Origin of the sequence: Novosphingobium lentum NBRC 107847 (genome assembly GCF_001590965.1) — a bacterium.
Taxonomy (GTDB): Bacteria; Pseudomonadota; Alphaproteobacteria; order Sphingomonadales; family Sphingomonadaceae; genus Novosphingobium; species Novosphingobium lentum.
Genome location: NZ_BCTW01000002.1, coordinates 90,674 through 113,356, shown reverse-complemented (window position 1 = coordinate 113,356; position 22,683 = coordinate 90,674). Strand labels below are relative to the sequence as shown.

Annotated in this window: 27 protein-coding genes; 18 read left to right on the top strand and 9 right to left on the bottom strand. The window is 66.5% G+C overall.

The window, feature by feature from the left end; all coding sequences use genetic code 11:
* The first annotated feature begins 5 nt into the window (after positions 1 to 5).
* Positions 6 to 572, top strand: coding sequence for a nicotinamide riboside transporter PnuC (pnuC, locus tag NL2_RS02000; RefSeq protein ID WP_068071181.1), 567 nt, complete (start codon positions 6 to 8; stop codon positions 570 to 572).
* The gene (locus NL2_RS01995; RefSeq protein ID WP_068071179.1) at positions 539 to 1,087 is read left to right on the top strand and encodes an AAA family ATPase; all 549 of its coding nucleotides are present in this window, start codon (positions 539 to 541) and stop codon (positions 1,085 to 1,087) included. Before pnuC ends, NL2_RS01995 begins: the two co-directional genes overlap by 34 nt.
* Here the strand turns inward: NL2_RS01995 and ubiG are convergent.
* Positions 1,084 to 1,860 (bottom strand): bifunctional 2-polyprenyl-6-hydroxyphenol methylase/3-demethylubiquinol 3-O-methyltransferase UbiG, encoded by a 777-nt coding sequence (ubiG, locus tag NL2_RS01990; RefSeq protein WP_068071177.1) that lies wholly within the window; start codon positions 1,858 to 1,860, stop codon positions 1,084 to 1,086. The genes NL2_RS01995 and ubiG overlap by 4 nt on opposite strands.
* A 93-nt stretch (positions 1,861 to 1,953) precedes the next feature.
* On the opposite strand from ubiG, the gene NL2_RS01985 reads away from it, so the two are divergent.
* The 3 genes from NL2_RS01985 to NL2_RS01975 all read left to right on the top strand — a co-directional run bounded on the left by NL2_RS01985 (position 1,954) and on the right by NL2_RS01975 (position 5,644).
* Positions 1,954 to 3,231: an aspartate kinase gene (locus NL2_RS01985; protein ID WP_068071175.1), complete on the top strand. Its 1,278-nt coding sequence runs from the start codon at positions 1,954 to 1,956 to the stop codon at positions 3,229 to 3,231.
* A 127-nt stretch (positions 3,232 to 3,358) separates the two neighbouring features.
* Positions 3,359 to 4,384, top strand: coding sequence for an NAD(P)H-dependent flavin oxidoreductase (locus tag NL2_RS01980; protein WP_068071173.1), 1,026 nt, complete (start codon positions 3,359 to 3,361; stop codon positions 4,382 to 4,384).
* Positions 4,385 to 4,387: 3 nt separating this feature from the next.
* A complete protein-coding gene (locus NL2_RS01975; RefSeq protein WP_068071172.1) occupies positions 4,388 to 5,644 on the top strand; it encodes an MFS transporter in 1,257 nt (418 codons plus the stop codon).
* Between the two features lie 9 nt (positions 5,645 to 5,653).
* On the opposite strand, the gene NL2_RS01970 is transcribed toward NL2_RS01975, so the two are convergent.
* Positions 5,654 to 6,292: an HNH endonuclease gene (locus NL2_RS01970; RefSeq protein ID WP_068071171.1), complete on the bottom strand. Its 639-nt coding sequence runs from the start codon at positions 6,290 to 6,292 to the stop codon at positions 5,654 to 5,656.
* A 317-nt stretch (positions 6,293 to 6,609) separates the two neighbouring features.
* Between NL2_RS01970 and gluQRS the strand changes: the two genes are divergently transcribed.
* The 6 genes from gluQRS (at position 6,610) to NL2_RS01940 (ending at position 10,348) form a co-directional block, all read left to right on the top strand.
* On the top strand, positions 6,610 to 7,455 hold the full coding sequence (gene gluQRS / locus NL2_RS01965) for a tRNA glutamyl-Q(34) synthetase GluQRS (protein ID WP_068071170.1): 846 nt from the start codon (positions 6,610 to 6,612) through the stop codon (positions 7,453 to 7,455).
* Entirely contained in the window at positions 7,452 to 7,697 is a 246-nt protein-coding gene (locus NL2_RS01960; RefSeq protein ID WP_068071168.1) for an HIG1 domain-containing protein, read from the top strand. Before gluQRS ends, NL2_RS01960 begins: the two co-directional genes overlap by 4 nt.
* Positions 7,698 to 7,720: 23 nt before the next feature.
* A complete protein-coding gene (locus NL2_RS01955) occupies positions 7,721 to 8,302 on the top strand; it encodes a cob(I)yrinic acid a,c-diamide adenosyltransferase (protein ID WP_068071166.1) in 582 nt (193 codons plus the stop codon).
* A 112-nt stretch (positions 8,303 to 8,414) separates the two neighbouring features.
* The gene (locus NL2_RS01950; RefSeq protein ID WP_068071164.1) at positions 8,415 to 9,284 is read left to right on the top strand and encodes a 3-hydroxyacyl-CoA dehydrogenase NAD-binding domain-containing protein; all 870 of its coding nucleotides are present in this window, start codon (positions 8,415 to 8,417) and stop codon (positions 9,282 to 9,284) included.
* 118 nt (positions 9,285 to 9,402) lie between these two features.
* The gene (locus NL2_RS01945; protein ID WP_068071159.1) at positions 9,403 to 9,762 is read left to right on the top strand and encodes a hypothetical protein; all 360 of its coding nucleotides are present in this window, start codon (positions 9,403 to 9,405) and stop codon (positions 9,760 to 9,762) included.
* A 238-nt stretch (positions 9,763 to 10,000) separates the two neighbouring features.
* Positions 10,001 to 10,348, top strand: coding sequence for a DMT family protein (locus NL2_RS01940; RefSeq protein ID WP_068071158.1), 348 nt, complete (start codon positions 10,001 to 10,003; stop codon positions 10,346 to 10,348).
* Between the two features lie 39 nt (positions 10,349 to 10,387).
* Here NL2_RS01940 and NL2_RS20990 read toward each other — a convergent pair whose 3' ends face one another.
* Positions 10,388 to 10,564 (bottom strand): hypothetical protein, encoded by a 177-nt coding sequence (locus NL2_RS20990; RefSeq protein WP_157082990.1) that lies wholly within the window; start codon positions 10,562 to 10,564, stop codon positions 10,388 to 10,390.
* 146 nt (positions 10,565 to 10,710) lie between these two features.
* Between NL2_RS20990 and NL2_RS01935 the strand changes: the two genes are divergently transcribed.
* The gene (locus NL2_RS01935; protein WP_068071157.1) at positions 10,711 to 11,181 is read left to right on the top strand and encodes a thermonuclease family protein; all 471 of its coding nucleotides are present in this window, start codon (positions 10,711 to 10,713) and stop codon (positions 11,179 to 11,181) included.
* Positions 11,182 to 11,241: 60 nt separating this feature from the next.
* Positions 11,242 to 11,625: a hypothetical protein gene (locus NL2_RS01930; RefSeq protein WP_068071156.1), complete on the top strand. Its 384-nt coding sequence runs from the start codon at positions 11,242 to 11,244 to the stop codon at positions 11,623 to 11,625.
* On the opposite strand, the gene NL2_RS01925 is transcribed toward NL2_RS01930, so the two are convergent.
* On the bottom strand, positions 11,622 to 12,179 hold the full coding sequence (locus NL2_RS01925; protein ID WP_068071155.1) for a hypothetical protein: 558 nt from the start codon (positions 12,177 to 12,179) through the stop codon (positions 11,622 to 11,624). The genes NL2_RS01930 and NL2_RS01925 overlap by 4 nt on opposite strands.
* Before the next feature lie 292 nt (positions 12,180 to 12,471).
* On the opposite strand from NL2_RS01925, the gene NL2_RS01920 reads away from it, so the two are divergent.
* From NL2_RS01920 to NL2_RS01910, 3 genes are all read left to right on the top strand, one after another.
* Positions 12,472 to 12,906 (top strand): UrcA family protein, encoded by a 435-nt coding sequence (locus NL2_RS01920; RefSeq protein WP_068071154.1) that lies wholly within the window; start codon positions 12,472 to 12,474, stop codon positions 12,904 to 12,906.
* Between the two features lie 146 nt (positions 12,907 to 13,052).
* The gene (locus NL2_RS01915) at positions 13,053 to 13,346 is read left to right on the top strand and encodes a GIY-YIG nuclease family protein (protein ID WP_068071153.1); all 294 of its coding nucleotides are present in this window, start codon (positions 13,053 to 13,055) and stop codon (positions 13,344 to 13,346) included.
* Between the two features lie 727 nt (positions 13,347 to 14,073).
* Positions 14,074 to 15,237, top strand: coding sequence for an HNH endonuclease (locus NL2_RS01910; RefSeq protein ID WP_245647526.1), 1,164 nt, complete (start codon positions 14,074 to 14,076; stop codon positions 15,235 to 15,237).
* Positions 15,238 to 15,271: 34 nt separating this feature from the next.
* Here the strand turns inward: NL2_RS01910 and NL2_RS01905 are convergent, their stop codons facing one another.
* A complete protein-coding gene (locus NL2_RS01905; protein ID WP_068071152.1) occupies positions 15,272 to 16,333 on the bottom strand; it encodes a ribonucleotide-diphosphate reductase subunit beta in 1,062 nt (353 codons plus the stop codon).
* A gap of 265 nt (positions 16,334 to 16,598) precedes the next feature.
* Between NL2_RS01905 and NL2_RS01900 the strand changes: the two genes are divergently transcribed.
* Positions 16,599 to 16,868 (top strand): DUF2171 domain-containing protein, encoded by a 270-nt coding sequence (locus NL2_RS01900; protein ID WP_068071146.1) that lies wholly within the window; start codon positions 16,599 to 16,601, stop codon positions 16,866 to 16,868.
* Positions 16,869 to 17,152: 284 nt separating this feature from the next.
* On the opposite strand, the gene NL2_RS01895 is transcribed toward NL2_RS01900, so the two are convergent.
* Together NL2_RS01895 and NL2_RS01890 are read right to left on the bottom strand one after the other, a co-directional pair.
* Positions 17,153 to 17,560: a PepSY domain-containing protein gene (locus NL2_RS01895; RefSeq protein WP_068071144.1), complete on the bottom strand. Its 408-nt coding sequence runs from the start codon at positions 17,558 to 17,560 to the stop codon at positions 17,153 to 17,155.
* Positions 17,561 to 17,678: 118 nt separating this feature from the next.
* A complete protein-coding gene (locus tag NL2_RS01890; RefSeq protein ID WP_439646879.1) occupies positions 17,679 to 19,616 on the bottom strand; it encodes a ribonucleoside-diphosphate reductase subunit alpha in 1,938 nt (645 codons plus the stop codon).
* A 708-nt stretch (positions 19,617 to 20,324) separates the two neighbouring features.
* Here NL2_RS01890 and NL2_RS01885 point away from each other — a divergent pair.
* Complete coding sequence (locus NL2_RS01885) at positions 20,325 to 20,576, top strand: GlsB/YeaQ/YmgE family stress response membrane protein (RefSeq protein ID WP_068071142.1); 252 nt, start codon at positions 20,325 to 20,327, stop codon at positions 20,574 to 20,576.
* Positions 20,577 to 20,681: 105 nt separating this feature from the next.
* On the opposite strand, the gene NL2_RS01880 is transcribed toward NL2_RS01885, so the two are convergent.
* Both NL2_RS01880 and nadB read right to left on the bottom strand, forming a co-directional pair.
* Positions 20,682 to 20,936: a GCG_CRPN prefix-to-repeats domain-containing protein gene (locus NL2_RS01880; protein ID WP_068071129.1), complete on the bottom strand. Its 255-nt coding sequence runs from the start codon at positions 20,934 to 20,936 to the stop codon at positions 20,682 to 20,684.
* A gap of 97 nt (positions 20,937 to 21,033) precedes the next feature.
* The gene (gene nadB / locus NL2_RS01875) at positions 21,034 to 22,638 is read right to left on the bottom strand and encodes an L-aspartate oxidase (protein WP_068071127.1); all 1,605 of its coding nucleotides are present in this window, start codon (positions 22,636 to 22,638) and stop codon (positions 21,034 to 21,036) included.
* Positions 22,639 to 22,683 lie beyond the last annotated feature (45 nt).

The following is a 22,683-nucleotide window of genomic DNA, read 5'->3' as shown; positions in this document are numbered from 1 at the left end:
CCGCCATGAACCCGCTGGAACTGGCCGGATCGCTGCTCGGGCTGGTCAACATCGTGCTGCTGGTGCGTCGTTCGGTGTGGAACTTCCCCGTGGCGATGGCGATGGTCGCGCTGGTCGGCGTGGTGCTGGCGGGCGCGCGGCTGTACAGCGAGGCCGGGCTGCAGGCGTTCTTCTTCGTGGTCAACGCCTATGGCTGGCGGCTGTGGAGCAAGGCGCGGGGTGCGGCGGACGACGTGCCTGTGGCGTGGATGGCCTGGCCCGCGCGCGTTGCCTGGCTGGCTGGGACCGCCACGCTCAGCCTCACGCTGGGCTGGGTCATGCACCGCTTCACCAACGCCGCGCTGCCGTTCGCCGATTCGGCGATCACCGGGGCCAGCATCGCCGCGCAGTTCCTGCTGTCGTTCCGCCGGATCGAGAACTGGGTGCTGTGGATCGCGATCGATGTTGCTTCGGTCGCGCTCTACCTCAACCGCGGCCTGGTGCTGTTCGCGGTGCTTTATGTGGCGTTCGGGGTGCTCTCTGTCGTCGGCCTGCGTGCATGGATCGCAGCGGCGCATGGTGCGCAGGCGTGATCCGCGTGTGCCTGCACGGGGCCGAAAGCACGGGCAAGTCGGTGCTGGCGGCGCGGCTCCACGCCCGGTTCGGCTGGCCGGTGGTGCCCGAATTCGGGCGTGAATATTGCGAAACCCACGGCACCGACCTGACGCTGGCCGACCTTCTCGCGATCGCCGAAGGGCAGGATGCGGCTGCGCGCGCGGTCGTGGCGCAAGGCGAACCCGGGGTGCTGCTGCTCGATACCGACCCGCTGATGACCGCCGCCTGGGCGCAGATGCTGTTCGGCGAGGTGCCGCCGGAGCTGCTGGCCTATCCCAAGGCCGATCTTTACCTGCTGTTCGCGCCCGATGTGCCGTGGGTCGCCGACGGCACGCGGTTTTTCGGGACCGCTGCGGCGCGCGCGCAGTTCGCTGCGCTGGCCGAGGAGATGCTGGTGCGGAGCGGGATGCCGTTCGAGCGCATTGCGGGCGACTGGGCCGCGCGTGAGGCGCAGGCGGTGGCGGCGATCGAGCGTGAACTCGCGCGCAGTTAAACCCTTGTCGCGGTGACGATGTAGTCCAGCGCGAGGTTGTCCGACAGGTGCAGGCCCTTGCTCGGGCTGAACGCTATGCCGCGCGGGTTGCCCATGGTCAGGCCCGCTTCGGCGAGCAGGTCGTGCAGTTCGATCGGCGTGATGAAATCATCCCAGTGGTGCGTGCCGCGCGGGATGCGGCCCATGCGTTCGGCGGCTTCGACCAGCAGCAGCCGCGAGGAAACGGTGCGGTTGGGGGTCGACAGCACCAGCAGGCCATCGGGCGCCAGCGTGGCAGCGAGCGCGGCGACGAACGCGGGCTTGTCCGCCACGTGTTCGATCACTTCCATCGCGGTGACCAGATCGAAGGTGCCCAAGTCCATCGCGCCGAGTTCGCCGTGGCGGTAGTCGATGGCCAGTCCGCTGCCCGCCGCATGGTCGCGCGCCGCCGCGATGTTTTCCGCCGCCGCATCGACCGCCGTGACCGCGGCACCCAGCCGGGCCAGCGGTTCCGCCAGCAGCCCGGCGCCGCAGCCGACATCGAGTGCGCGGCGGCGCGCCAGCGGCTTCAGCGTGGCCGTGTTGCCGTGCCAGTGCGAATCGATCGCGGCGCGGATAAAGCCCAGCCGCACCGGGTTGAGCCGGTGAAGCATGGCCGAGCTGCCCCTGGGGTCCCACCAGTCCGCCGCCAGCTTGCCGAAGTGCGCGGCTTCCTCGGGGCGGATGGTCGGCGTCGGGCCGGTCGCGGCAGGAATCGCGGCGCCCGCTGGCGTTGCGGAGGTTGCATTGCTCATGGCGCATCCCTAACAGGGCCGCCGCCGCGCGGCGAGGGGTCGCACGGGCAATATTGTTGCCGCAGGGCATGAGCTTGAGGTGGGAGCGCACGCGTGGCCCGGATCGTGATGAAATTCGGCGGCACGTCGATGGCCGGGACCGAGCGGATCCGTCGCGTCGCGCGCATCGTGCAGCGCCAGCAGGCCGCCGGGCATCAGGTGGCGGTGGTCGTCTCGGCGATGGCGGGCGAAACCGACCGGCTGGTGACGTTCTGCCGCGAAGCCAATGCGCTGTATGACCCGGCCGAATACGACGTGGTCGTGGCGGCGGGCGAACAGATCACCTCGGGCCTGCTGGCGATGCACTTGCAGGCGCTGGGCTGCAAGGCGCGCTCGTGGCTGGGCTGGCAGCTGCCGGTCCACACCGATACCGCCCACGCCAAGGCGCGCATCCAGGACATCGCTTCCGACGCGCTGCTGGCCTCGATGGCGCGCGGCGAGATCGCGGTGATCCCGGGTTTCCAGGGACTGACCGACGACAACCGCATCACCACGCTGGGGCGCGGCGGATCGGATACGTCGGCAGTGGCGGTGGCGGCGGCGATCAAGGCGGACCGCTGCGACATCTACACCGATGTCGACGGCGTCTACACCACCGACCCGCGCATCGTCGCCAAGGCGCGCAAGCTCAAGCAGGTGACGTACGAGGAAATGCTCGAGCTGGCCTCGGTCGGTTCGAAGGTCTTGCAGACCCGCTCGGTCAGCCTGGCCATGAAGGAAGGCGTGCGGGTGCAGGTCTTGTCATCGTTCATCGACGACGACGCGCCGCCGGCGGACACGATCCCCGGCACGATGATCGTGAGCGAAGATGAACTCATCGGGGAACTGGAAGGACTTCAGATGGAACGCCAGCTGATCACGGGCATCGCTGCCGACAAGAACGAAGCCAAGATCACATTGACCCGCGTGCCCGATCGGCCGGGCGTGGTGGCGATGATCTTCGGCCCGCTCGCCGCCGCGTCGATCAACGTCGACATGATCATCCAGAACATCTCGAAGGACAAGGGCGAGACCGACGTCACCTTCACCGTGCCGCGCGCGGACCTGGCGCGCAGCCTGGCGATGCTCGAAGGGCGCAAGGGCGAGCTGGGCTTCAACCGCCTGATCTCGGACGCCAAGGTCGCCAAGATCAGCGTTGTCGGCGTCGGCATGCGCAGCCATGCGGGCGTGGCCGCGACGATGTTCAAGGCGCTGGCCGATCGCGGCATCAACATCCTTGCGATCACCACCAGCGAGATCAAGGTGTCGGTGCTGATCGACGAGGACGAGACCGAACTCGCCGTGCGCGTGCTGCACACCGCTTATGGGCTGGATGCGGTGGACGCGGCCTGACGTTGCCTGCCCCTCCCGCTTGCGGGAGGGGTTGGGGTGGGCCGACCACCGCACACACGATCCGCACCGCGCCTTGCTCCTTCCCACCCCCGGCCCCTTCCGCACGCGGGAGGGGGGAGATCTGCGAATGACCACTTACCCCCGCACGACCCACCTGATGCAGCGCGGCGCCGAGTTCTTCGGATCGCAATACGCCATCCTGTGCGGGGCGATGAGCTGGGTGTCGGAGCGGCATCTGGTGTCCGCGATCAGCAATGCCGGCGGGTTCGGGGTGATCGCGTGCGGGGCGATGACGCCCGCGCTGCTCGATGCCGAGATCACCGCGACCAAGGCGCTGGCCAAGGCACCGTTCGGCGTGAACCTGATCACCATGCACCCGCAGCTGTTCGACCTGATCGACGTGTGCGTGCGTCACGGCGTGAGCCACGTCGTGCTCGCCGGCGGCATCCCGCCCAAGGGCAGCGTCGAGGCGATCAAAGCCGGAACTGCTGATAAACCTGGGGCGAAAGTCATCTGCTTTGCGCCCACATTGGCGCTGGCCAAGAAGCTGTTGCGCTCGGGTGCGGACGCGATGGTGATCGAGGGCAGCGAGGCGGGGGGCCACATCGGTCCGGTTTCAACCAGCGTGCTCGCGCAGGAAATCCTGCCCAACCTCGCTTCCGAGGCGCTGGTGTTCGTTGCCGGGGGGATCGGGCGGGGTGAGGCGATCGCGGGCTATCTCGAGATGGGCGCGGCGGGCGTGCAGCTGGGCACCCGCTTTGCCTGCGCCACCGAATCGATCGCGCATGCCAACTTCAAGAAAGCGTTTTTCCGGGCTTCCGCGCGCGACGCGGTGGCCAGCGTGCAGGTCGATCCGCGCCTGCCGGTGATCCCGGTGCGTGCGCTGAAGAACAAGGGCACCGAGGCGTTCACCGCCAAGCAGCTTGAAGTTGCGCGCGCGCTGGATGAAGATGGCATCGCGATGGACGAGGCACAGCTGCAGATCGAACACTACTGGGCGGGCGCGTTGCGCCGCGCGGTGATCGACGGCGATGTCGAGGGCGGCTCGCTGATGGCCGGGCAATCGGTAGGCATGGTGACGCAGGAGGAACCCGTCGCCGATATCATCGCCACGCTGATGGCCGAGTGCGAAACGGCGCTCGACCGGCGCTGAACGATGGGCCGGGAAGCCTCCACCGCGACCCCCGGCTCCGGAGCTGGCCGCACCTCGTTCGGCTTCGTGTTCGCGATCGTGCTGATCGACATGCTCGGCTTCGGCATCGTCATCCCGGTGCTGCCGGGGCTGATCATGCGGCTGGCGCACGTCACCATCGATACCGCCGCAGTCTATGCCGGGTGGATGGGCGCGGGCTATGCGGCGGCGCAGTTCGTGTTCGCGCCGCTGATCGGCAACTTGTCCGACCGGTTCGGGCGGCGGCCGGTGCTGCTCGCCGCGGTGCTGGCGATGGCGCTCGACTACCTGCTCCAGGCGACCGCGCCGGTGATGTGGTGGCTGGTGATCGGACGAATCGTGGCCGGGGCCACCGGCGCGAGTTATTCCGCCGCGTACGCCTACATTGCCGACGTCACCCCGCCCGAAAAGCGCGCGGCGAGCTTCGGGACGATGGGCATCGCGTTCGGCTTCGGCTTCGTCGCCGGGCCCGCGCTGGGCGGGCTGCTCGGCTCGATCGGGCCGCGCCTGCCGTTTATCGCGGCATCGGTGCTGGCGTTCGCCAACTTCCTCTTCGGCCTCGTATTCCTGCGCGAGTCGCTGGCGCCCGAGAACCGCCGACCGTTCGACTGGCGGCGGGCCAACGCGTTCGCCGCGCTCAAGGCGCTGAGCAAGCAGAACGCCACCGTGCTGTGGTTCGTCGCCGCGCTCGGCATGTGGCAGCTGGCGCACATCGTCTATCCGGCGGTGTGGTCGTACTTCGCCATCGCCGCCTACCACTTCAGCGCGCGCCAGGTCGGGCTGGCGCTGGCGATGGTCGGGCTGACGAGCGCGCTGGTGCAAGGCGTGGGCCTGCGCCTGATCCTGCCCAAGATCGGCGAGCGCGCGGCGGTCGCGATCGGCATCGGCGGGTTGTGCGCGGCCGCCGTGCTTTACGCGATCGCGAAGAGCACCGGCGTGGTCTACCTCGCGATCGCCGTCGGCGCACTGCAGGGCTTCGTCCAGCCGTCGATCTCGGGGCTCAACAGCCGCGCGGTCGATGCGCGCAGCCAGGGCGAACTGCAGGGCGCGGTGCAGGCGGTCGGCAGCATCGCCGCGATCGGTGGCCCGCCGCTTTATGCCTATACGCTGGCGCGGTTCAGCGGGCCTGACGCAGCGCTGGACCTGCCGGGCATGCCGATGCTGGTGTCTGCCGCGATCTCGCTGGTGGCGCTGGGACTGTTCCTGAAGGGCGCTGCGGAGCTGCGGCGGCAGGCCGTTTAAAACGCCCTTTCAGCTTTCCAGCTCGACGTCCCAGTACAGCCAGTCGCGCCAGCTTTCGTGCAAGTGGCCGGGCGGGAAGGCGCGGCCGCGTTCCTGCAGCTGCCAGTTGGTCGGGCGGATCGGTTCGAGCAGCAGCGGCATCTTGGCCTGCCGGGGCGTGCGCCCGCCCTTCTTCATGTTGCACGGCGCGCAAGCCGTGGCGACGTTTTCCCACGTGGTCTTGCCGCCCAGCCGACGCGGGATCACGTGATCGAAGGTCAACTGGTCGGGGCTGCCGCAATACTGGCAGATGAAGCGGTCGCGCAGAAACAGGTTGAAGCGAGTGAACGCGGGAAATTCGCTGGGCCGCACGTACTGGCGCAGCGCGATGACCGAGGGGATCTTCATGTCGAGCGACGGGCTGTGGACGTGGCGTTCGTAGCTGGACACGATGTCGACACGCTCGAGGAACACCGCCTTGATCGCGGTCTGCCACGGCCACAGGCTCAGCGGGTAATAGCTCAGCGGGGTGTAATCGGCATTGAGCACCAGCGCCGGGCAGCTCGACAAATGGCGGGTGATATCGCGGGCAGCAATGGCATGATGCGCGGCATCGCCGCTGTGGGGCCGCGCGCGCGCCGCCCGCTCGATCAGCTCCTGGTGAAGCATGCTCTGGTCCGGCCTCCCATACGGGTTCCCTCGCTCCTGACGGGAGCGTTCTGGCGGGATCGCGTGACTGCTTCGTGACGCATGGCAACCGATATGGAACATGCAGGCCCGCCGACGTCAAGGCCGCCCGGGCGATCTCCACAACAGCGTGGGATTTGGGTCACGTCTGTATTGAGCTGTTCCAGCGAGACTGAAACAAGTACGGCACCGGCCCGCTCCCCCGCCCGGCCACCCCTAAGATAGCCTGTCGAGTGGCCGGGCGGGGGAACGGGCCGGTGCCGCTTCAGCTTTGCTGAAACCAGCGCTAGGCATGGCGCGTGATTGTCACGCGCTTCGCCCCAAGCCCCAATGGCCCCCTGCATCTGGGCCACGCGTTGGCCGCGATCATCGCGCATGATCGCGCGGTGCGGGACGGCGGCACGTTCGTGCTGCGGATCGAGGATATCGACGGTGCGCGCAGCCGGGCGGCGCTCGCCGACGAGTTCCGCGCCGATCTGGCCTGGCTGGGGCTGGCGTGGCGCGAGGTTGCGCCGCAATCGGCACGCATCGCCAGCTATCGAATGGCGGCAGACCGGCTGCGCGCGATGGGGTTGCTCTATCCCTGCCGCTGCACGCGCGCCGATATCGCGGCGGCAGCGCAGACCACAGGGCCGGACGGGCCGGTCTATCCCGGAACCTGTCGCGATCAGGCGGTCGAACCCGAAGATGCCGTGGCATGGCGGCTCGACGTCGCGCGTGCCGTGACGCTCGCCGGGCCGCTGCAATGGACCGACAAGCGCGCCGGGGTGCAGCGCGCCGCACCCGGCCTTACGGGCGACGTGGTGCTGTGGCGCAAGGATGCGCCCGCCAGCTACCATCTGGCCGCCACGCTCGACGATGCGGCGGACGGGATCACCTGCGTCACCCGCGGGGCGGACCTGTTCGCGGCGACGCATGTCCATCGCCTGCTGCAGTCGCTGCTCGGCCTGCCGGTGCCGGTGTGGCATCACCATCCGCTGCTGGTGGAGGCCGACGGGCGCAAGCTGGCCAAGCGGCGTGGCGCCCCCTCGCTGGCGGATCGTCGCCATGCCGGTGAGCACGGCCCCGACCTGGCGCAGGCGCTGCGCGCGCACCGCTTTCCCGCTGGTATTTCGCTGTCGGACTACCTAGATCGGGAACCATGAGCGCAAAGTTCTTCATCCTCGTCCCGCTGATCCTCATCTTCATGGGGATGGCCGTGTTCTCGCTGGTGCGCGGTATCGCCGCGTTCCTGAAAACCACGCGCGAGGATCTGGAGCGACCGGGCACCGGTGCCACCGAATCGCAGCTGATGCAGAACCGCATGATGTTCGCGCGGATCAAGTACCAGGCGCTGGCGGTGATCGCGGTGGTGATCCTGCTGGCGATTTCGGGCTCGAAATCCTGACTCCGGTTCAGCGCTGACGCTTCGTGGTCAAGCTCAACAAGATTTACACGCGCACCGGTGACGATGGCACCACCGGGCTGGTCGATGGTTCGCGCCGCGCCAAGCACGATGCGCGGATGGCCGCGATCGGCGAGGTGGACGAACTCAACAGCGCCATCGGGCTGGCCGTGGTGGCCGTGGCGCAGGACGTCGCGGCGGACCTCCATCGCATCCAGAACGACCTGTTCGATCTCGGCGCCGACCTCGCCACCCCGCTGGGCGACGTCGGTGGTGCGGATTTCACGCCTTCGGCCATGGTCCTGCGCATCGTCCCGGCGCAGGCCGCGTGGCTGGAAACCATGATCGACCGCGCCAACGCGCCGCTGGCGCCGTTGGCCAGCTTCATCCTGCCCGGCGGCAGCGAGGCGGCGGCACGCGTCCACCTCGCCCGCGCGATTGCTCGCCGGGCCGAGCGGGCGGCCACCGCGCTCGCCGCCATCGAGCCGGTCAATCCGGCGGCGCTGGCCTATCTCAACCGCCTGTCGGACTACCTGTTCGTGCTGGCGCGCGCGATCAACGCGGGTGCCGGCGGCGATGTACAGTGGATGCCCGGCGCCAACCGCTGACGTCTGCAGCGGATCAAATTTCGCAGTTGCGAAGTCTGGTCAACCCCGGTTTGCTGCGCTAGTGGCTGTCGTTTAGCGACAGATATGCCGCACGTGCGAAGGGGTTGAAGCCATGCAGACAGTCGGGGTGATCGGCGCAGGCCAGATGGGCTCGGGCATCTCGCAAGTCGTGGCGCAGGCGGGCATGAAAGTGCTGCTGTCCGATGTCGATATCGCGCTGGCGGAAAAGGCCAAGGACGGCATCGGCAAGGCGTTTGCCAAGCTCGTCTCGCGCGAAAAGCTGACCCCGGACGAGGCCGACGCCGCATTCGCGCGGATCGTGCCGGTGGCCGATTACGCGCCGATGGCCGACGCGCAGCTGATCATCGAGGCCGCGACCGAGCGCGAGGAGGTCAAGCGTCGGATCTTCGAAAGCGCGGGCAAAGTGCTCGCCGCCACCGCGATCCTGGCCAGCAATACCAGCTCGATCCCGATCACCCGCATGGCGACAAGCTCGCCCGATCCGGCGCGCTTCATCGGGCTGCACTTCTTCAACCCGGTGCCGGTGATGGGGCTGATCGAGGTCATTCCCGGCCTGGCCACCGCCAAGGACACCGTCAGCCGCACGCGCGCGTTTGCCGATGCGCTGGGCAAGCAGATCGTCCAGACCGAGGATGAGCCCGGTTTCGTCGTCAACCGCATCCTGCTGCCGATGATCAACGAGGCGGTGTTCGTGCTGGGCCAGGGCACCGCCAACATCGCCGATATCGACAAAGGCTGCCGCATCGGCCTGAACCATCCGATGGGGCCGCTGGAACTGGCCGATTTCGTCGGGCTGGATACCTGCCTCGACATCGTCAAGGTGCTGTACAACACCACCGGCGACAGCAAGTACCGCCCAGCGCCGCTGCTGATGAAGTACGTCGAGGCCGGCTGGCTGGGGCGCAAGTCCGGGCGCGGGTTCTACGATTATTCGGGCGACGTTCCGGTGCCCACGCGCTGAATCGCGCGTCCCGGCCCGTCCTTTGCGGGGGTTGCGGGAACTGTCGGTGCCTGCGGCGCGTAGTGTTCGGGCCAGAGCAGGATCGCGCGTTCGCGGCACGCTCTTCCCGGAGGTTCCCATGACCGATTCCACCCGCAAGCAACTTGAAGCCAACGAAGAACAGGCGGCCGATGCCACGCTGGCGCCCGAGGCGCACAACGAGGAACAGGACGACGAGGGTGCACAGGCCCAGACGCTGGCTGATGAAGCACTCGGCCGCGCCACTTCGGTGTTCGGCGCCAACGACGAGAGCGACCATGCCGAAGGCGACGACGACGACAGCGGCAGCACCCCCGACCTGGTCGATCACATGAAGCAGATGGTCAGCAGCGGCCGCATCGACATGGGCGCGTTCCGGGGCGAACGCAGCGACGATGACGAAGACGGCGCGCTGGGCGAAAGCGGGATGGAAGACGATTTTCCCCACGGCGCCGAATGAACCGCTCCCGCCGTGGCGCATGGCAGCGTTCGGCTTCGCACGGCGGGTGCTACGTAGTCATACTGAGTTGTATGCCTGACGAATCGGACCGACAACAAGGTCGCTCCTTGCAGTCCGGCTTCAACCCCCGCAACCAACCGGCCGGTCGCATCGAGCGGATCCCATGGCGGCGCGGTCGACTGCAGACGATCGCGCCGCTCGGCATTTCTCGGTTCAATGGTCTCTACCGGAGAGCCGCGTGCCGACCATCCTGCTGCTGACTCTGTCCAATATCTTCATGACCACCGCGTGGTACTGGCACCTCAAGGGTGGCCCGGCGGTGGCCGAAGCGCGCCCGATCGGCGTGGTCATCGCGATCAGCTGGGGCCTGGCGTTCGCCGAATACTGCCTGGCCGTGCCGGCCAACCGCATCGGTTTCGCGCACGGCTGGAGCGCGGGACAGCTCAAGGTCACGCAGGAGGTGATCAGCCTCGCGATCTTCGGGGTGTTCATGGTGCTGGTGCTGGGCGAACCGCTGCACTGGCGACATCTGGCCGCATTTGCCTGCCTGATGGGTGCCGTGGCGTTCCTGTTCGTGGGCAAGTAGCGCGGCGTGCGCTCCCGGCGTTGTCAGGCTGCCGCCCGATCAGTTTTTCGACCAGGGATTGTGGTGGCCGGTCGGCGGCGACCCGGGTGCGTTGCCGGCGGCATCCTTGTCGTCCGCGCTCGGCACCAGCGAGATCGTGGTCACGATCATCCCGGCGGCCCACCACAACGCTTTCCAGCGGCTGGCGAAAATCGTGGTGATTCGTGGTCCGAACATGACTTGAATCTACGCCGGTCTGGTTAAGCAATTGTAGCCGGAACGGCTGCAATCGGGCGATCGGCACACGTAATCGCCCTTAGCAGCACGCCTGATCGTAGCGGCCCCTAGTCGTTCCCGGCCTGTTCTGCGCGCATCCTCGCGCGATGAACGGTTCCCATCCCCGCTTCGCCCTCGCGCTCGCCGGCCTTGCGCTTGCTGCTGCGCTGTCGCTCACCTTTGCCCTTGCGGCACCATCGCGCGCCGCCGATCCGGATCCCGCCGACCACGAAAGCGCCGCCTTTGTCGGCTGTCACGGCGCGCATCGGGTTACCTGCGTGGTCGATGGCGACACGTTCTGGTATCTCGGCACCAAGATCCGCATCGCCGATATCAATGCCCCAGAACTGGGCCACCCGGGCTGTCCGTATGAAGCGGCGCTGGCCGAAGCGGCGACCACGCGGCTGACTGATTTGCTCAACGCTGGCCCGTTCAGCCTGGTCACCGAGGGGCGCGAGACCGACAAGTACGGCCGCGCGCTGCGCGTGGTGGTGCGCAACGGCGCCAGCCTGGGTGCGGTGCTGGAGGACGAGGGCCTGGCCGAACACTGGCATGGCCACCGCCGCAACTGGTGCTGATGGCGACACCAGCGGCGACGTTGGGCAGACCTTAACGCGGCCGTGGCACGATGCGCGGCGATGAAGACGTATTTCCTGTGCGCCAGTATCGCGTTGTGCCTCTTTTCGCTGTGGGCGATCGGGCGGTACGACTGGCTGCGGCTGACCCGCCGGTCATGCCGGGTCGAGGCGCGCGTCACCGGCTTTCGCAGCTTGCGCGATTCCGACGGCATCAGCTTTGCCGCAGTCTACACCTTCAGCATTGGCGGCGCAGCGCATGAAGTGGTCGATGCCGTCCATTCGACCGTGCGCCGTCCGCCCGAGGGGACGGCGGTCATGCTCGCCTACCCCGAAGGCCGGCCCGACCTGGCGCGCCCGCCACGAGTGCTGATGTGGCTGGCGGTTTACGCGCTGTTGCTGGGGCTGGCCGGCTTCCTGACCGCAAAACTGGCCGGAAAAATCTAGGCTCCGCATTCCTGCGGCGGACCGGCGGGCAGCGCTGTCCATTCGGGCAGTTCGATCTGCTGCTGGCGTCCACCGCCCCAGGTGAGCAGGATCGCCTGCCGGGGCAGGAGCGGCGGCGGGCAGCGCGGCTCCGATGTCGATGCCGGGCACCCGGGAACTTGCGTCGGCGCATGGCAGCCGAAGCCGGCAAACCCCGGCTCGATCACCGCGTGGCGCGATCCGTCGGGGTTGAGCGTCAACTTGCCGGTGCCGTTCTGCCCCACCACGTTGCGCTCCGTGTCCAGCAGGATCACATCGACGTTGAGATCGCCGGGGAACGCGGTGCCCGGCGCGGCGGCGATGTCCATCGCCAGCGTGACATAGGCCGAACCCGCCGCATGCGGCTTTTGCAGGGTGAGGTTGGTGACCCGCAGGCCCTTGCCCGGCGCGGGCTGGCCCTGCTTGCCGTCGATCAGCGCCAGCTCGCCCGCCGGCGCCTTGGCCCCGCAGCCGCCGAGCAGCATCATCGAGACCGCGACCATCGCCAGCCGTATCGCCCCGTTATCACGCGCCATACCCGTCCCCCATCGCATCCCGCCAGACCCTAGCGCCGTGCGCGGTCCGCCGGGAAGCATATTTCGGCCCGGACCGGTGCGCATCGCCCGTCGCGCGGTCAGCCGGGGAAACCATCGCGCGCCCGAATTCGTGACCCAAGTTTGACGGTGACGATCCGGCCATTGCGGAGTCGCGATTTGCGTGTCACCAATATTACAGTTTCGCGACACAATGACAAAAACTGTAACAAAACCGTCTTGGTGCAGCCCGTCGAACCGATCGCGAGGGATGAACGGAAAAAGGATCACTGCCATGCATAAAGGGCTTCTCACCATTGCCGCTGCCGCCACCGCTCTGACGGCGCTGCCCACGATCGCTTCGGCCGGCGAAGCATTGAGCCATGAATACTCGGTCGTCGGCCATCAGCACCGCCAGGGCTGGCTGACCACCGCCGGTCCCGACGCGCAAGGCCGCTACTCGGTCGCCATCGACATCGCCGATCTCGATGCCACCACCGCAGCAGGCTGGTCGAAGATCAATTCGCGCGTCAGCAACGGTGCCGCCCAGCTGTGCGACATTTCGGCCGAACAGCCGCAGATCCCCGGTTATTACGACGGTCCCGCCCGCGCCTGCCGCGCCGATACGCTGGCCCAGGCCAAGGCCCAGCTCGCCAACGCCCGCCACGCCGCTGCCGAAGGCCGCCCCGTCACCCGCCTGGGCTTCGCCACCACCCCCGCCAGCCGCTAAGCCTGACGCCTCCCCTCCCGCTTGCGGGAGGGGTTGGGGGTGGGCGGGTTCTGGCCATTCCCGCCAACATGGCGCCGTAACGCCATCGCCCCCGCGCGCTTCGCCGCCTATCCTGCCCGACGCACAGGCAGGGGCGGGAGCGGCGGATGCAGGGCGGCTGGGTCTATATCATGACCAACGGCGCGCACGGCACGCTGTACATCGGCATGACCGCCCACTTGCCCGCGCGCATCGGCCAGCACCGCGCAGGACGCGGCTCGGAGTTCTGCGCCGAATATGGCCTGACCCGGCTGGTCTACGTAGAACGGCACGACCGGATCGAAGACGCCATCGCACGCGAAAAGGCGATGAAGGCGTGGAAACGCCAATGGAAACTGCGCCTGATCCGCCGGCACAACCCCGACTGGCGCGATCTGTGGGAAGACATCAACGGCCTCTAGCCGGCGCGGATGTTCGCCCGGCCCACCGCGTTCATTCCCCCACCATCGCCCCACACTCCGTCGCCCCAGCGCAGGCTGGGGCCCAACCGACCTCCCGACCGGCCGCGATGGTTGCGTCGTTGCGGAGAGCCGGGATAGGCCCCAGCCTGCGCTGGGGCGACGGATTAGGGGGTGAGCCGCAAACAGTCCCGCCCGAACCGATCGACCGCGCCACCGACCGTACTGGCCACATCCTGTTCGTGATCGCGCGCGCGCGCGGGCAAGAGCCTTGGCGAGACGCCCGAGGCCGCAGGACTGACAGCGCGATGGCCAAGCGATCGACGAACCGCGCCGAGCGGACGGCCGGACAGCGCCGCGTCGCCACCCTCACCCCGTCGCCCCAGCGCAGGCTGGGGCCCAACCGAGCTAACGACCGGAGACGAGCGTCGCATCGTCACCGATAGCTCAGATAGGCCCCAGCCTACGCTGGGGCGACGGGGATTTACCCTTGGTCTTGCGGATTTCAAAAGGCAATTCGTCAAGACGTGCTTCGCCATCGCATTCATGGCAATGGGCGTAGTCGAATACGCAGCGTAACACCCACTCCTGCTTGTCTACATCCCAATCGCCCCACGCATCACGCGAGACGTCATCGGACCCGCACGTCCCGCAGACGATCCGAATTCTCGGCTCTTTCCTAGTCTTTGCCATTCCCGCATGATGGCAACATTCGATCGGGAGGGAAGAGTTGGCGGGCAGTGATTGGTCCAATGCGGTCGAGATTGCTGTCCGGCGTCTGGTCGCGCGATCCGGGAGCGCAGACTTTACCCGCCAGCAAATGATTGAGGAAGAACTTGGCAGGATCGTCCGCCAAGTCGGCTCGCGCGGCGCGACGCCCGAGATGACGCTCAGCCGCGAACTACAGCAGCTGCGGGATCGCGGAGGGATCGAATTTTTGACCCCAGGGCATTATCGGCTTCGCGAGGTCGCTCTTAAATTGCCGCAAGCCGACCGGGGAAAGTGCGTGTTCGTGGTAGGCTCGCACTCTATCTACGGGGATGTGCCCGAACGCTTTTATCGCTTCGGACCGCAATGGCTCCGCGCAGCGGCGCGATCAGTTGGCCAATGGATCGTATATCAGGAACCTCGACGTGCGGGGCCACGCGGTTACCATGCCGTTGCACGGGTTGAGCAGGTAGTGCGCGATCCGGATGACGCCGATATGTTTCTGGCGTTGATTGAACCCGGTACATATCTGGAACTTGGGCGTGACGTGGCGGTTCAATTGGAGGGCCAAGCGGTCAAGCGCGGGTTACTTGGCGCCTATGGTCGGCTGAACAATGATCGTGCCATCCAGTCGATCCGCCCGATCTCGGACGACGACTTTAACCGCATCGTCGAGTTGGGCTTGATCGAGGACGATGAGTTTTTGCCGCGTGAGGATGCGGACAAACCGTTGCTCGATCGAGTGCACGAACAGCATGAGCCGTGGCTCGGTCCGATTGATCGCGCTACGATGCTGGTCAATCGCGTCGTGCGCAACCGCCAATTCCGTAAGCGCGTTTTGGATGTGTATGACCGTCGTTGCGCTCTCACGGGTATGCAACTCATCAACGGTGGCGGTCGCGCCGAAGCGCAAGCAGCTCACATCATGAGTGTCGAGGCTGGCGGACCTGACACCGTGGCAAACGGAATTGCGCTCTCGGGTACCGTCCACTGGATGTTCGACAGAGGGTTGATCTCACTTAGCGATTCGGGCGAAATTCTGCTGTCGAACAAGATCAACGACATAGACGGCGTGACTAAGCTGCTGCACCCGGATCGGAGAGCAAGATTACCTGCAAACGAGAATTTGCGTCCGCATGTGCGCTTTCTGACGTGGCATCGTGAATATCATCGCTTCGTAGCTTAGCCACGAGTGCCACGCCCCTAGGCGATGCTCGCCCCTACTCCGCCGCGATCCCCGCCGCCGCGAACATATCCACATCCGCCTCGCCCGAACCAACATCCTCGACCCCGTCGTTCGCCTTGGCCTTGCGGCGCGAGTCGAAGCTCGACCACACGTCGTTCCAGCTGCCGCGCGTGGCGGCCTTGGAGTATTCGGTGGCACGGGTTTCGAAGAAGTTGGCGTGCTCCACGCCGTTGAGCAGCGGGGCGAGCCAGGGGAGGGGGTGGTCGTCGATCATGAACATCGGCTTCATGCCCAGCTGGCCCAGCCGCCAGTCGGCGATGTAGCGGATGTACTTCTTGATTTCCTTGGGGCTCATGCCGGGCACCGGGCCCTGTTCGAACGCCAGGTCGATGAACGCGTCTTCCAGCGCCACGGTGGTGTGGCAGGCGTCGCGGATGTCGCTGATCACGCCCTTGGTCAGGCAGTCACGCTCCTTGGTGAAGGCGTGGAACAGCTTGATGATGCCTTCGCAGTGCAGGCTTTCGTCGCGGATCGACCAGGTGACGATCTGGCCCATGCCCTTCATCTTGTTGAAGCGCGGGAAGTTCATCAGCATGGCAAAGCTGGCGAACAGCTGCAGCCCTTCGGTGAACCCGCCGAACATCGCCAGCGTGCGCGCGATGTCCTGGTCGCTATCGACGCCGAACTGCTGCAGGTAATCGTGCTTGTCGCGCATTTCCTGGTATTCCAGAAACATGCCGTACTCGCTTTCGGGCATGCCGATGGTGTCGAGCAAGTGGCTGTAAGCGGCAATGTGCACCGTTTCCATGTTGGAAAACGCTGCCAGCATCATCTTGATCTCGGTCGGCTTGAACACGCGGCCGTACTTGTCGTGGTAGCAATCCTGCACCTCGATATCGGCCTGGGTGAAGAAGCGGAAGATCTGGGTGAGCAGGTTGCGCTCATGGTCCGAGATCTTCTGCGCCCAGTCGCGGCAATCCTCGCCCAGCGGCACTTCCTCGGGCATCCAGTGGATCTGCTGCTGGCGCTTCCAGAACTCGTAGGCCCACGGATATTCGAACGGCTTGTAGGTCTTGCGGGCTTCGAGGAGTGACATGGGCGTGGGTCCTTCAGGCGAATTTGCAGAATAGGGCAGCGTTGCGCGCGCGCATAGGGCGGCGGGCGGGCGATAAAGCGGCGGTGCGGCGGGCGGACGATAAAATAGCGGTGCGGCGGTTCGTCGCCGGTGCCGCGCGGGCCGGCGCAGGGCGCGAATGATGCGCGAAACGGCGGGAACGCGTTGGCGTGGGGTTCGTTAACCAAACACGACAACCGGCGCGCCCCTGCCGGCAATATCCCTCTGAAATTTCAGGAGAAGCCCGATGGCTACCGATACCCCGACCCAGAGCAATCACTATGGCGCGCAGATCCGCGAACACATGGAAGTGATCGGCGCCGATGGCGCGCATGTCGGCGTCGTCGACCATGTCGATGGCGACCGCATGAAGCTGACCAAGCACGACAGCGGCGAAGGCGGCCACGAAGGGCACCACCACTACCTGTCGATCGGGCTGGTCGCCGGCGTGGAGGGCGACAAGGTCCGCCTCTCGACCAGCGGCGCCAACGCCTATGCCATGGAAGAAGAGAAGTAATTCAGCCGTCGCCGTAGCGGCCGACATCCCGCCCCCTTCGGGACGAGGCCGTGGCCGACGGCCGGAAGGCGCCCCTCTGCGATGCAGGGGGGCGTTCTTCGTTTTGGCGGGTGCGCCCCGGCCATCCGGCCGGAGCGTGCGGTTCCGGCCCGCTCCCCCGCGAATTCCCCCGCTTCGGCACCCACAGGATGCCTGCACAGGGTGCCCGGGCGAGACAGCGCGCCGGCCCCGGGCGAGGCTGGCGGCTGACCCGCAGATGGGTGGAAGGGCGCGGGCGGCGCGCATTATTTCCAGAACCAGCCGGGCTTGATGTTGCGGTGCGCGCGGTTGCGCCACATCTGGATGTACATCCACAGCCCCGAAAAGCTGAAGAACAGCAGCGCCAGCCCCGACAGCGTGTTGACCAACACGCCGAACGGCCCGAACCATTCGCCCGAATGCATGTGCTGGATGGTGTGGCGCAGGTCGGCCTTCTTCGGCTTGCGCGGCGCGTCGGCGGGCGGCGGCATTTCGGCCGTGCCCACCGCCAGCGTTACCGCTGCGGCGCCAGGACCGCGTTGCGCGGCTGCCGGTTTGTCGTGATCGTCATCGCCCTTGAACAGGTCGATCGCCTGCATCGCCACGCCGGTGCCTGCGATCCACAGCAGGAACACCCCGAAGAACACGACCAGCCAGCGGTGCCATTTACGCATTGATTGAAATCCCTTCAGTTGCGAATCACTCGCAACTCGACAGCCCGTCGCCGCGCCCGCTGCAAGCCGCAAAGTGTCGCGGAATGGTGCAGCGGGCGGCCTTGCATGTACGGGGTGCCTACTGGCAGGCGAGACACTCGTCGTAGTCGGTGGTCGGCAGTTCGTACTTGGCGGGTTCGGCGGTGTTGTCCGCCTCCACCCCGCCGGCAAAACCGGCGCGCTGCACCGATTTGGAGCGCAAGTAGTACAGGCTCTTGATGCCCTTTTCCCATGCCTGGAAGTGCAGCATCGCCAGATCCCACTTGTCGACGTCGGCAGGGATGTAGAGGTTCAGGGACTGGGCCTGGTCGATGTACGGCGTGCGGTCGGCCGCGAATTCAAGCAGCCAGCGCTGGTCGATCTCGAAGCTGGTCTTGTACACCGCCTTTTCCTCAGGGCTGAGGAAGTCGAGGTGCTGCACCGAACCGCCCTGCTCGAGGATGGTGTTCCACACGTTGGTGGAATCCTTGCTTTTGGCGGCGAGCAGCTTCTGCAGGTACGGGTTCTTGACCACGAAGCTGCCCGACAGCGTCTTGTGCGTATAGATGTTGGCGGGGATCGGTTCGATGCACGCGCTGGTGCCGCCGCAGATGATGCTGATCGACGCGGTCGGCGCGATCGCCATCTTGCAGCTGAACCGTTCCATCACGCCTCGTTCCTCGGCGTCGGGGCACGCGCCGCGTTCCTGCGCGAGCAGCATCGACGCCTCGTTGGCCTTGGCGGCGACGTGGCGGAACATCTTCATGTTCATCGCCTTGGCCATCGCGCTTTCAAAGCCGATGCCCTTCATCTGCAGAAACGAATGGAAGCCCATCACGCCCATGCCGACCGAGCGTTCGCGCGATGCCGAATACTTGGCGCGCGCCATTTCGGGCGGGGCACGGTCGATATAGTCCTGCAGCACGTTGTCGAGGAAGCGCATCACGTCCTCGATGAACGTCTTGTCGCCGTTCCATTCGTCCCAGGTTTCCAGGTTGAGCGACGACAGGCAGCACACCGCGGTGCGATCGTTGCCCAGATGGTCGCGACCCGTGGGCAGGGTGATCTCCGAACACAGGTTCGAGGTCGAAACCTTCAGCCCCAGCTCGCGGTGATGCTTTGGCATCATCCGGTTCACCGTGTCGGAGAACACGATGTAGGGCTCGCCTGTTGCAAGGCGGGTTTCGACCAGCTTCTGGAACAGCGAGCGCGCATCGACCGTGGCGCGGATCGATTGATCCTTGGGGCTGCGCAAGTGGAACTCGGTCCCGTCGCGCACCGCTTCCATGAACGCGTCGGTCAGCAGCACGCCGTGGTGCAGGTTCAGCGCCTTGCGGTTGAAATCGCCCGACGGCTTGCGGATCTCGAGGAATTCCTCGATCTCGGGGTGCGAGACGTCGAGATAGCACGCCGCCGAACCCCGCCGCAGCGAGCCCTGCGAAATCGCCAGGGTCAGCGAATCCATCACGCGCACGAACGGGATGATGCCGCTGGTCTTGCCGTTGAGGCCCACGCTCTCACCGATGCCGCGCACTTTGCCCCAGTACGTGCCGATGCCGCCGCCCCGGCTGGCGAGCCACACGTTCTCGTTCCAGGTGTTGACGATGCCTTCCAGGCTGTCATCGACCGAGTTGAGGTAGCACGAGATCGGCAGGCCGCGCCCGGTGCCGCCGTTTGACAGCACCGGCGTGGCCGGCATGAACCACAGCTTGGAAATGTAGTCGTACAACCGCTGTGCGTGATCCTGATCATCGGCATACGCATCGGCCACGCGTGCGAACAAGTCTTGATACGCCTCGCCCGGCAGCAGATAGCGGTCGTCGAGCGTATCCTTGCCGAAATCGGTCAGCAGCGCATCGCGCGACGGATCGGTCACGATGGTGAAACGGCGCGCGTGGATGGTCTTGGAATCGCTTTCCACCGGCGTGGCGGCGGCGGCCAGCGCGGCAGCCGCGCCGGACGCGAGCGCGTCGGCTGCGGCATTGGCGTCCACGCCATCGGCCACCAGCGCTTCGCTGCCGCGATCCTGCGCGGTCATGCCCACGGCGCTACCTTGCGCGGTGCGGGCGTTTCGGCCTGTGGACACGTCATCTTTCGCGATACCTTCCTGCCGGGCCGAAGCCGCATCATTGTCCAGATCCAACACATCCTGTGCCGCCATGGAATCGTCCCCAGTCCTGAAATCCACGCCTGTACCCCCCGTCACCGCCCCGGCGCGAAGGCAGCCGGACAAGCGGTCATTGATCGTCATCCGCAGAAAACCGGGAGACCCGATGTTCTGCATCCGTTCGAATCGGCGGGCAAGCGCCGATCCTAGCAGCATTGGGTCGGATGGATGGAAAAACTTATCCCCAGACCCCCATTCGGGTCGGGATTGCGGCTGCGCCCAACGGCATCAGCAGCAGTTCGTGCCTATATAGGCACTTCGCCCCTCCAAACAAGGTTTAGAGGCCCCTTGGCAACCCGACCACTACCCATAGTGCCTCAACGCGAATCCGACACAAGAGGGTAAATGCGGTCTTGACCATGCGGTTCGTCGCAAGTGCGATTCGTTTCGTCGCGCGCAGGTTTATGTTGCAGTGCAGCGACGCGCGGGTCGAGCCGAGCTTTTTCGCCCCGCAAGAGGGAAACTGCGTGCCGCAAAATATTTTTGCAGTTGCAACCATAATTGTGGACAAGGGGGCGTTGCGCACCCGCTTGGCCAGGCAAGGCCCGGCAGCGGGCGCACAAACTGGAGGGACCGCACATGATCAACCTGATCTCGATTATTTTTTCCGGCGCCGTGATCGGCGTGCTCGCCCGATTCTTCTATCCGGGCGCGGTCCATCTCGGCTGGATCTCGACCATCGGGCTGGGCATCGCCGGCTCGCTGCTGGCCGGCCTCATCACCACGCGCGGCCAGACGGGCGGCCAGTTCCACCGCGCCGGCTGCCTCGCCTCGATCATCGGCGCCGTCGTGCTGATCTTCCTGGGCCGTGTACTCGGCCTGACGATGTAAGGCGCGCCACCAGCCCCTCCCGCTTGAGGGGAGGAGCTGGCGGTGGGCAGGCCAGCCCGATCGGACGTGCGACGCGGGTTGCCTGCCCCCCGCCTCACTCACGCGTCAATAATAGCGCCAGCCGCGGCGGTGATCGCGGTTGCGGTGCTGCCAGTAACGGCGGCCATCCCAGTAACCGCGGCCGTGGTAGAAATTGCCGATCACCAGTCCCGGCGCGATCACGCGACCGCCGTTGTTGGGCCGGCAATGGCCATAGGGCCCGCGATGGCCGCCCGGGCCGCAGCCCTGGCGCGCTTCGGCTACGGACGCGGTGGCGAGCGCCGCGCCCGCCACAAAAATCGTTGCAAACAGCTTTTTCATGGGAACCTCTCGTTGATTGCCGTTGACGACAGGAACAACGACAGGCCCTCGCCTGCGTTCCGCGACCGAGCCTGCGACATTGTCGCAAGTCGCGGGGTCAGCGGACCTTGGGCACCAGGATGGTGTCGCGCGCGGCGGGGTCGGTCTGCGGGAAATCGAGGTTGTAGTGCAGCCCCCGGCTTTCGTGCCGCGCGCGCGCCGCCTTCACGATCAGCTCGGCGGTCTGCAGCAGGTTGCGCAGCTCGATCAGGTCGGCGGTGACGCGGAAGTTGCCGTAGTATTCGTTGACCTCGCCCTGCAGCAGCTTGATGCGGTGCGCCGCGCGTTCCAGCCGCTTGGTGGTGCGCACGATGCCGACGTAGTTCCACATGAACCGGCGCAGCTCGGTCCAGTTCTGCTTGATCACGACTTCCTCGTCCGAATCGGCGACGCGGCTTTCGTCCCACGCGCGCAGCTCCGGCGGCGGGGCGAACTGGTCCCACCGCGCCAGAATGTCGCGCGCGGCGGCATCGCCGAACACGAAGCATTCGAGCAGCGAGTTGGACGCCAGCCGGTTGGCGCCGTGCAGCCCGCTTTCGGAGCATTCGCCCACCGCATACAGCCCGGACAGGTCGGCCCGGCCCGTCAGGTCGATCAGCACGCCGCCGCAGGTGTAATGCTGCGCGGGCACCACCGGGATCGGCTGTTTGGTCATGTCGATGCCCAGCCCCATCAGCCGTTCGTAAATGTTGGGGAAGTGGCCACGGACGAATTCGGGATCCTTGTGGCTGATGTCGAGGTGAACATAGTCGAGCCCCAGCCGCTTGATCTCATGATCGATCGCGCGGGCGACGACATCGCGCGGGGCCAGTTCCTCCCGCGGGTCGAAGCGCGGCATGAACCGTTCGCCGCCGCCGGGCACGCCGGGCGGCAGCTTCAGATGCCCGCCTTCGCCGCGCACCGCCTCGGTGATCAGGAAGTTCTTCACCTCGAGGTTGTAGAGGCAGGTCGGGTGGAACTGCATGAATTCCATGTTGGAGATGCGGCAGCCCGCGCGCCACGCCATCGCGATGCCATCACCCGTCGCGCCGCGCGGGGCGGTGCTGAACAGATAAGTGCGCCCCGCGCCGCCGGTGGCCAGGATTGTCGCCTTGGCCGCAAAGCATTCGACCCGCCCGGTCTGGCCGTTGAGTGCATAGGCGCCCCACACCCGCCGTTCGCCCGTGGGCGCGGTGCGGTGCCGGTCGGTGATCAGGTCGACCGCGACCATGTCGGGCATCATCGTGATGTTGGGATGCGCGTGCGCGGCCTTCAGCAGCGCCTCCTGCACGGCCCAGCCGGTGGCGTCGTTGACGTGGACGATGCGGCGGTGCGAATGGCCGCCCTCGCGCGTCAGGTGCAGCCCGCCATCGACCGCAGGATCGACGTTGAACGGCACGCCCAGTTCGATCAGCCGCTCGATCGCCTGCGGGGCGTGTTCGATCACGAACTCCACCGTCTCGCGCCGGTTGAGGCCGCCGCCCGCGACCATCGTGTCGCGCACATGGTCCTCGAACGTATCGCCTTCATCGAGCACAGCGGCGATGCCGCCTTGCGCCCAGGCCGTGGACCCGGCGTCGAGCGCGCCCTTGGCCAGCACCAGCACGCGCGCCTGTTCGGCCAGCACCAGCGCGGCGGTGAGCCCGGCGGCGCCCGAGCCGATGATCAGCACGTCGTGTGTCATCGCGGTGTAGCCTCTGCGTGCAATGGGGATGCGATCGATCGCCTG

Excerpts from the sequence above, each read along its gene's own strand:
- NL2_RS01915 (WP_068071153.1), top strand. The coding sequence starts at position 13,053 with ATGCAGGGCGGCTGGGTCTATATCATGACCAACGGCGCGCACGGCACG.
- NL2_RS20990 (WP_157082990.1), bottom strand. The coding sequence starts at position 10,564 with ATGTTCGGACCACGAATCACCACGATTTTCGCCAGCCGCTGGAAAGCG.
- NL2_RS01930 (WP_068071156.1), top strand. The coding sequence starts at position 11,242 with ATGAAGACGTATTTCCTGTGCGCCAGTATCGCGTTGTGCCTCTTTTCG.
- NL2_RS01970 (WP_068071171.1), bottom strand. The coding sequence starts at position 6,292 with ATGCTTCACCAGGAGCTGATCGAGCGGGCGGCGCGCGCGCGGCCCCAC.
- nadB (WP_068071127.1), bottom strand. The coding sequence starts at position 22,638 with ATGACACACGACGTGCTGATCATCGGCTCGGGCGCCGCCGGGCTCACC.
- NL2_RS01925 (WP_068071155.1), bottom strand. The coding sequence starts at position 12,179 with ATGGCGCGTGATAACGGGGCGATACGGCTGGCGATGGTCGCGGTCTCG.
- NL2_RS01905 (WP_068071152.1), bottom strand. The coding sequence starts at position 16,333 with ATGTCACTCCTCGAAGCCCGCAAGACCTACAAGCCGTTCGAATATCCG.
- NL2_RS01980 (WP_068071173.1), top strand. The coding sequence starts at position 3,359 with ATGACCACTTACCCCCGCACGACCCACCTGATGCAGCGCGGCGCCGAG.
- NL2_RS01945 (WP_068071159.1), top strand. The coding sequence starts at position 9,403 with ATGACCGATTCCACCCGCAAGCAACTTGAAGCCAACGAAGAACAGGCG.
- NL2_RS01920 (WP_068071154.1), top strand. The coding sequence starts at position 12,472 with ATGCATAAAGGGCTTCTCACCATTGCCGCTGCCGCCACCGCTCTGACG.
- NL2_RS01900 (WP_068071146.1), top strand. The coding sequence starts at position 16,599 with ATGGCTACCGATACCCCGACCCAGAGCAATCACTATGGCGCGCAGATC.
- pnuC (WP_068071181.1), top strand. The coding sequence starts at position 6 with ATGAACCCGCTGGAACTGGCCGGATCGCTGCTCGGGCTGGTCAACATC.
- ubiG (WP_068071177.1), bottom strand. The coding sequence starts at position 1,860 with ATGAGCAATGCAACCTCCGCAACGCCAGCGGGCGCCGCGATTCCTGCC.
- NL2_RS01890 (WP_439646879.1), bottom strand. The coding sequence starts at position 19,616 with ATGACCGCGCAGGATCGCGGCAGCGAAGCGCTGGTGGCCGATGGCGTG.
- NL2_RS01995 (WP_068071179.1), top strand. The coding sequence starts at position 539 with ATGGATCGCAGCGGCGCATGGTGCGCAGGCGTGATCCGCGTGTGCCTG.
- NL2_RS01885 (WP_068071142.1), top strand. The coding sequence starts at position 20,325 with ATGATCAACCTGATCTCGATTATTTTTTCCGGCGCCGTGATCGGCGTG.
- NL2_RS01935 (WP_068071157.1), top strand. The coding sequence starts at position 10,711 with ATGAACGGTTCCCATCCCCGCTTCGCCCTCGCGCTCGCCGGCCTTGCG.
- NL2_RS01950 (WP_068071164.1), top strand. The coding sequence starts at position 8,415 with ATGCAGACAGTCGGGGTGATCGGCGCAGGCCAGATGGGCTCGGGCATC.
- NL2_RS01880 (WP_068071129.1), bottom strand. The coding sequence starts at position 20,936 with ATGAAAAAGCTGTTTGCAACGATTTTTGTGGCGGGCGCGGCGCTCGCC.
- NL2_RS01960 (WP_068071168.1), top strand. The coding sequence starts at position 7,452 with ATGAGCGCAAAGTTCTTCATCCTCGTCCCGCTGATCCTCATCTTCATG.
- NL2_RS01895 (WP_068071144.1), bottom strand. The coding sequence starts at position 17,560 with ATGCGTAAATGGCACCGCTGGCTGGTCGTGTTCTTCGGGGTGTTCCTG.
- NL2_RS01975 (WP_068071172.1), top strand. The coding sequence starts at position 4,388 with ATGGGCCGGGAAGCCTCCACCGCGACCCCCGGCTCCGGAGCTGGCCGC.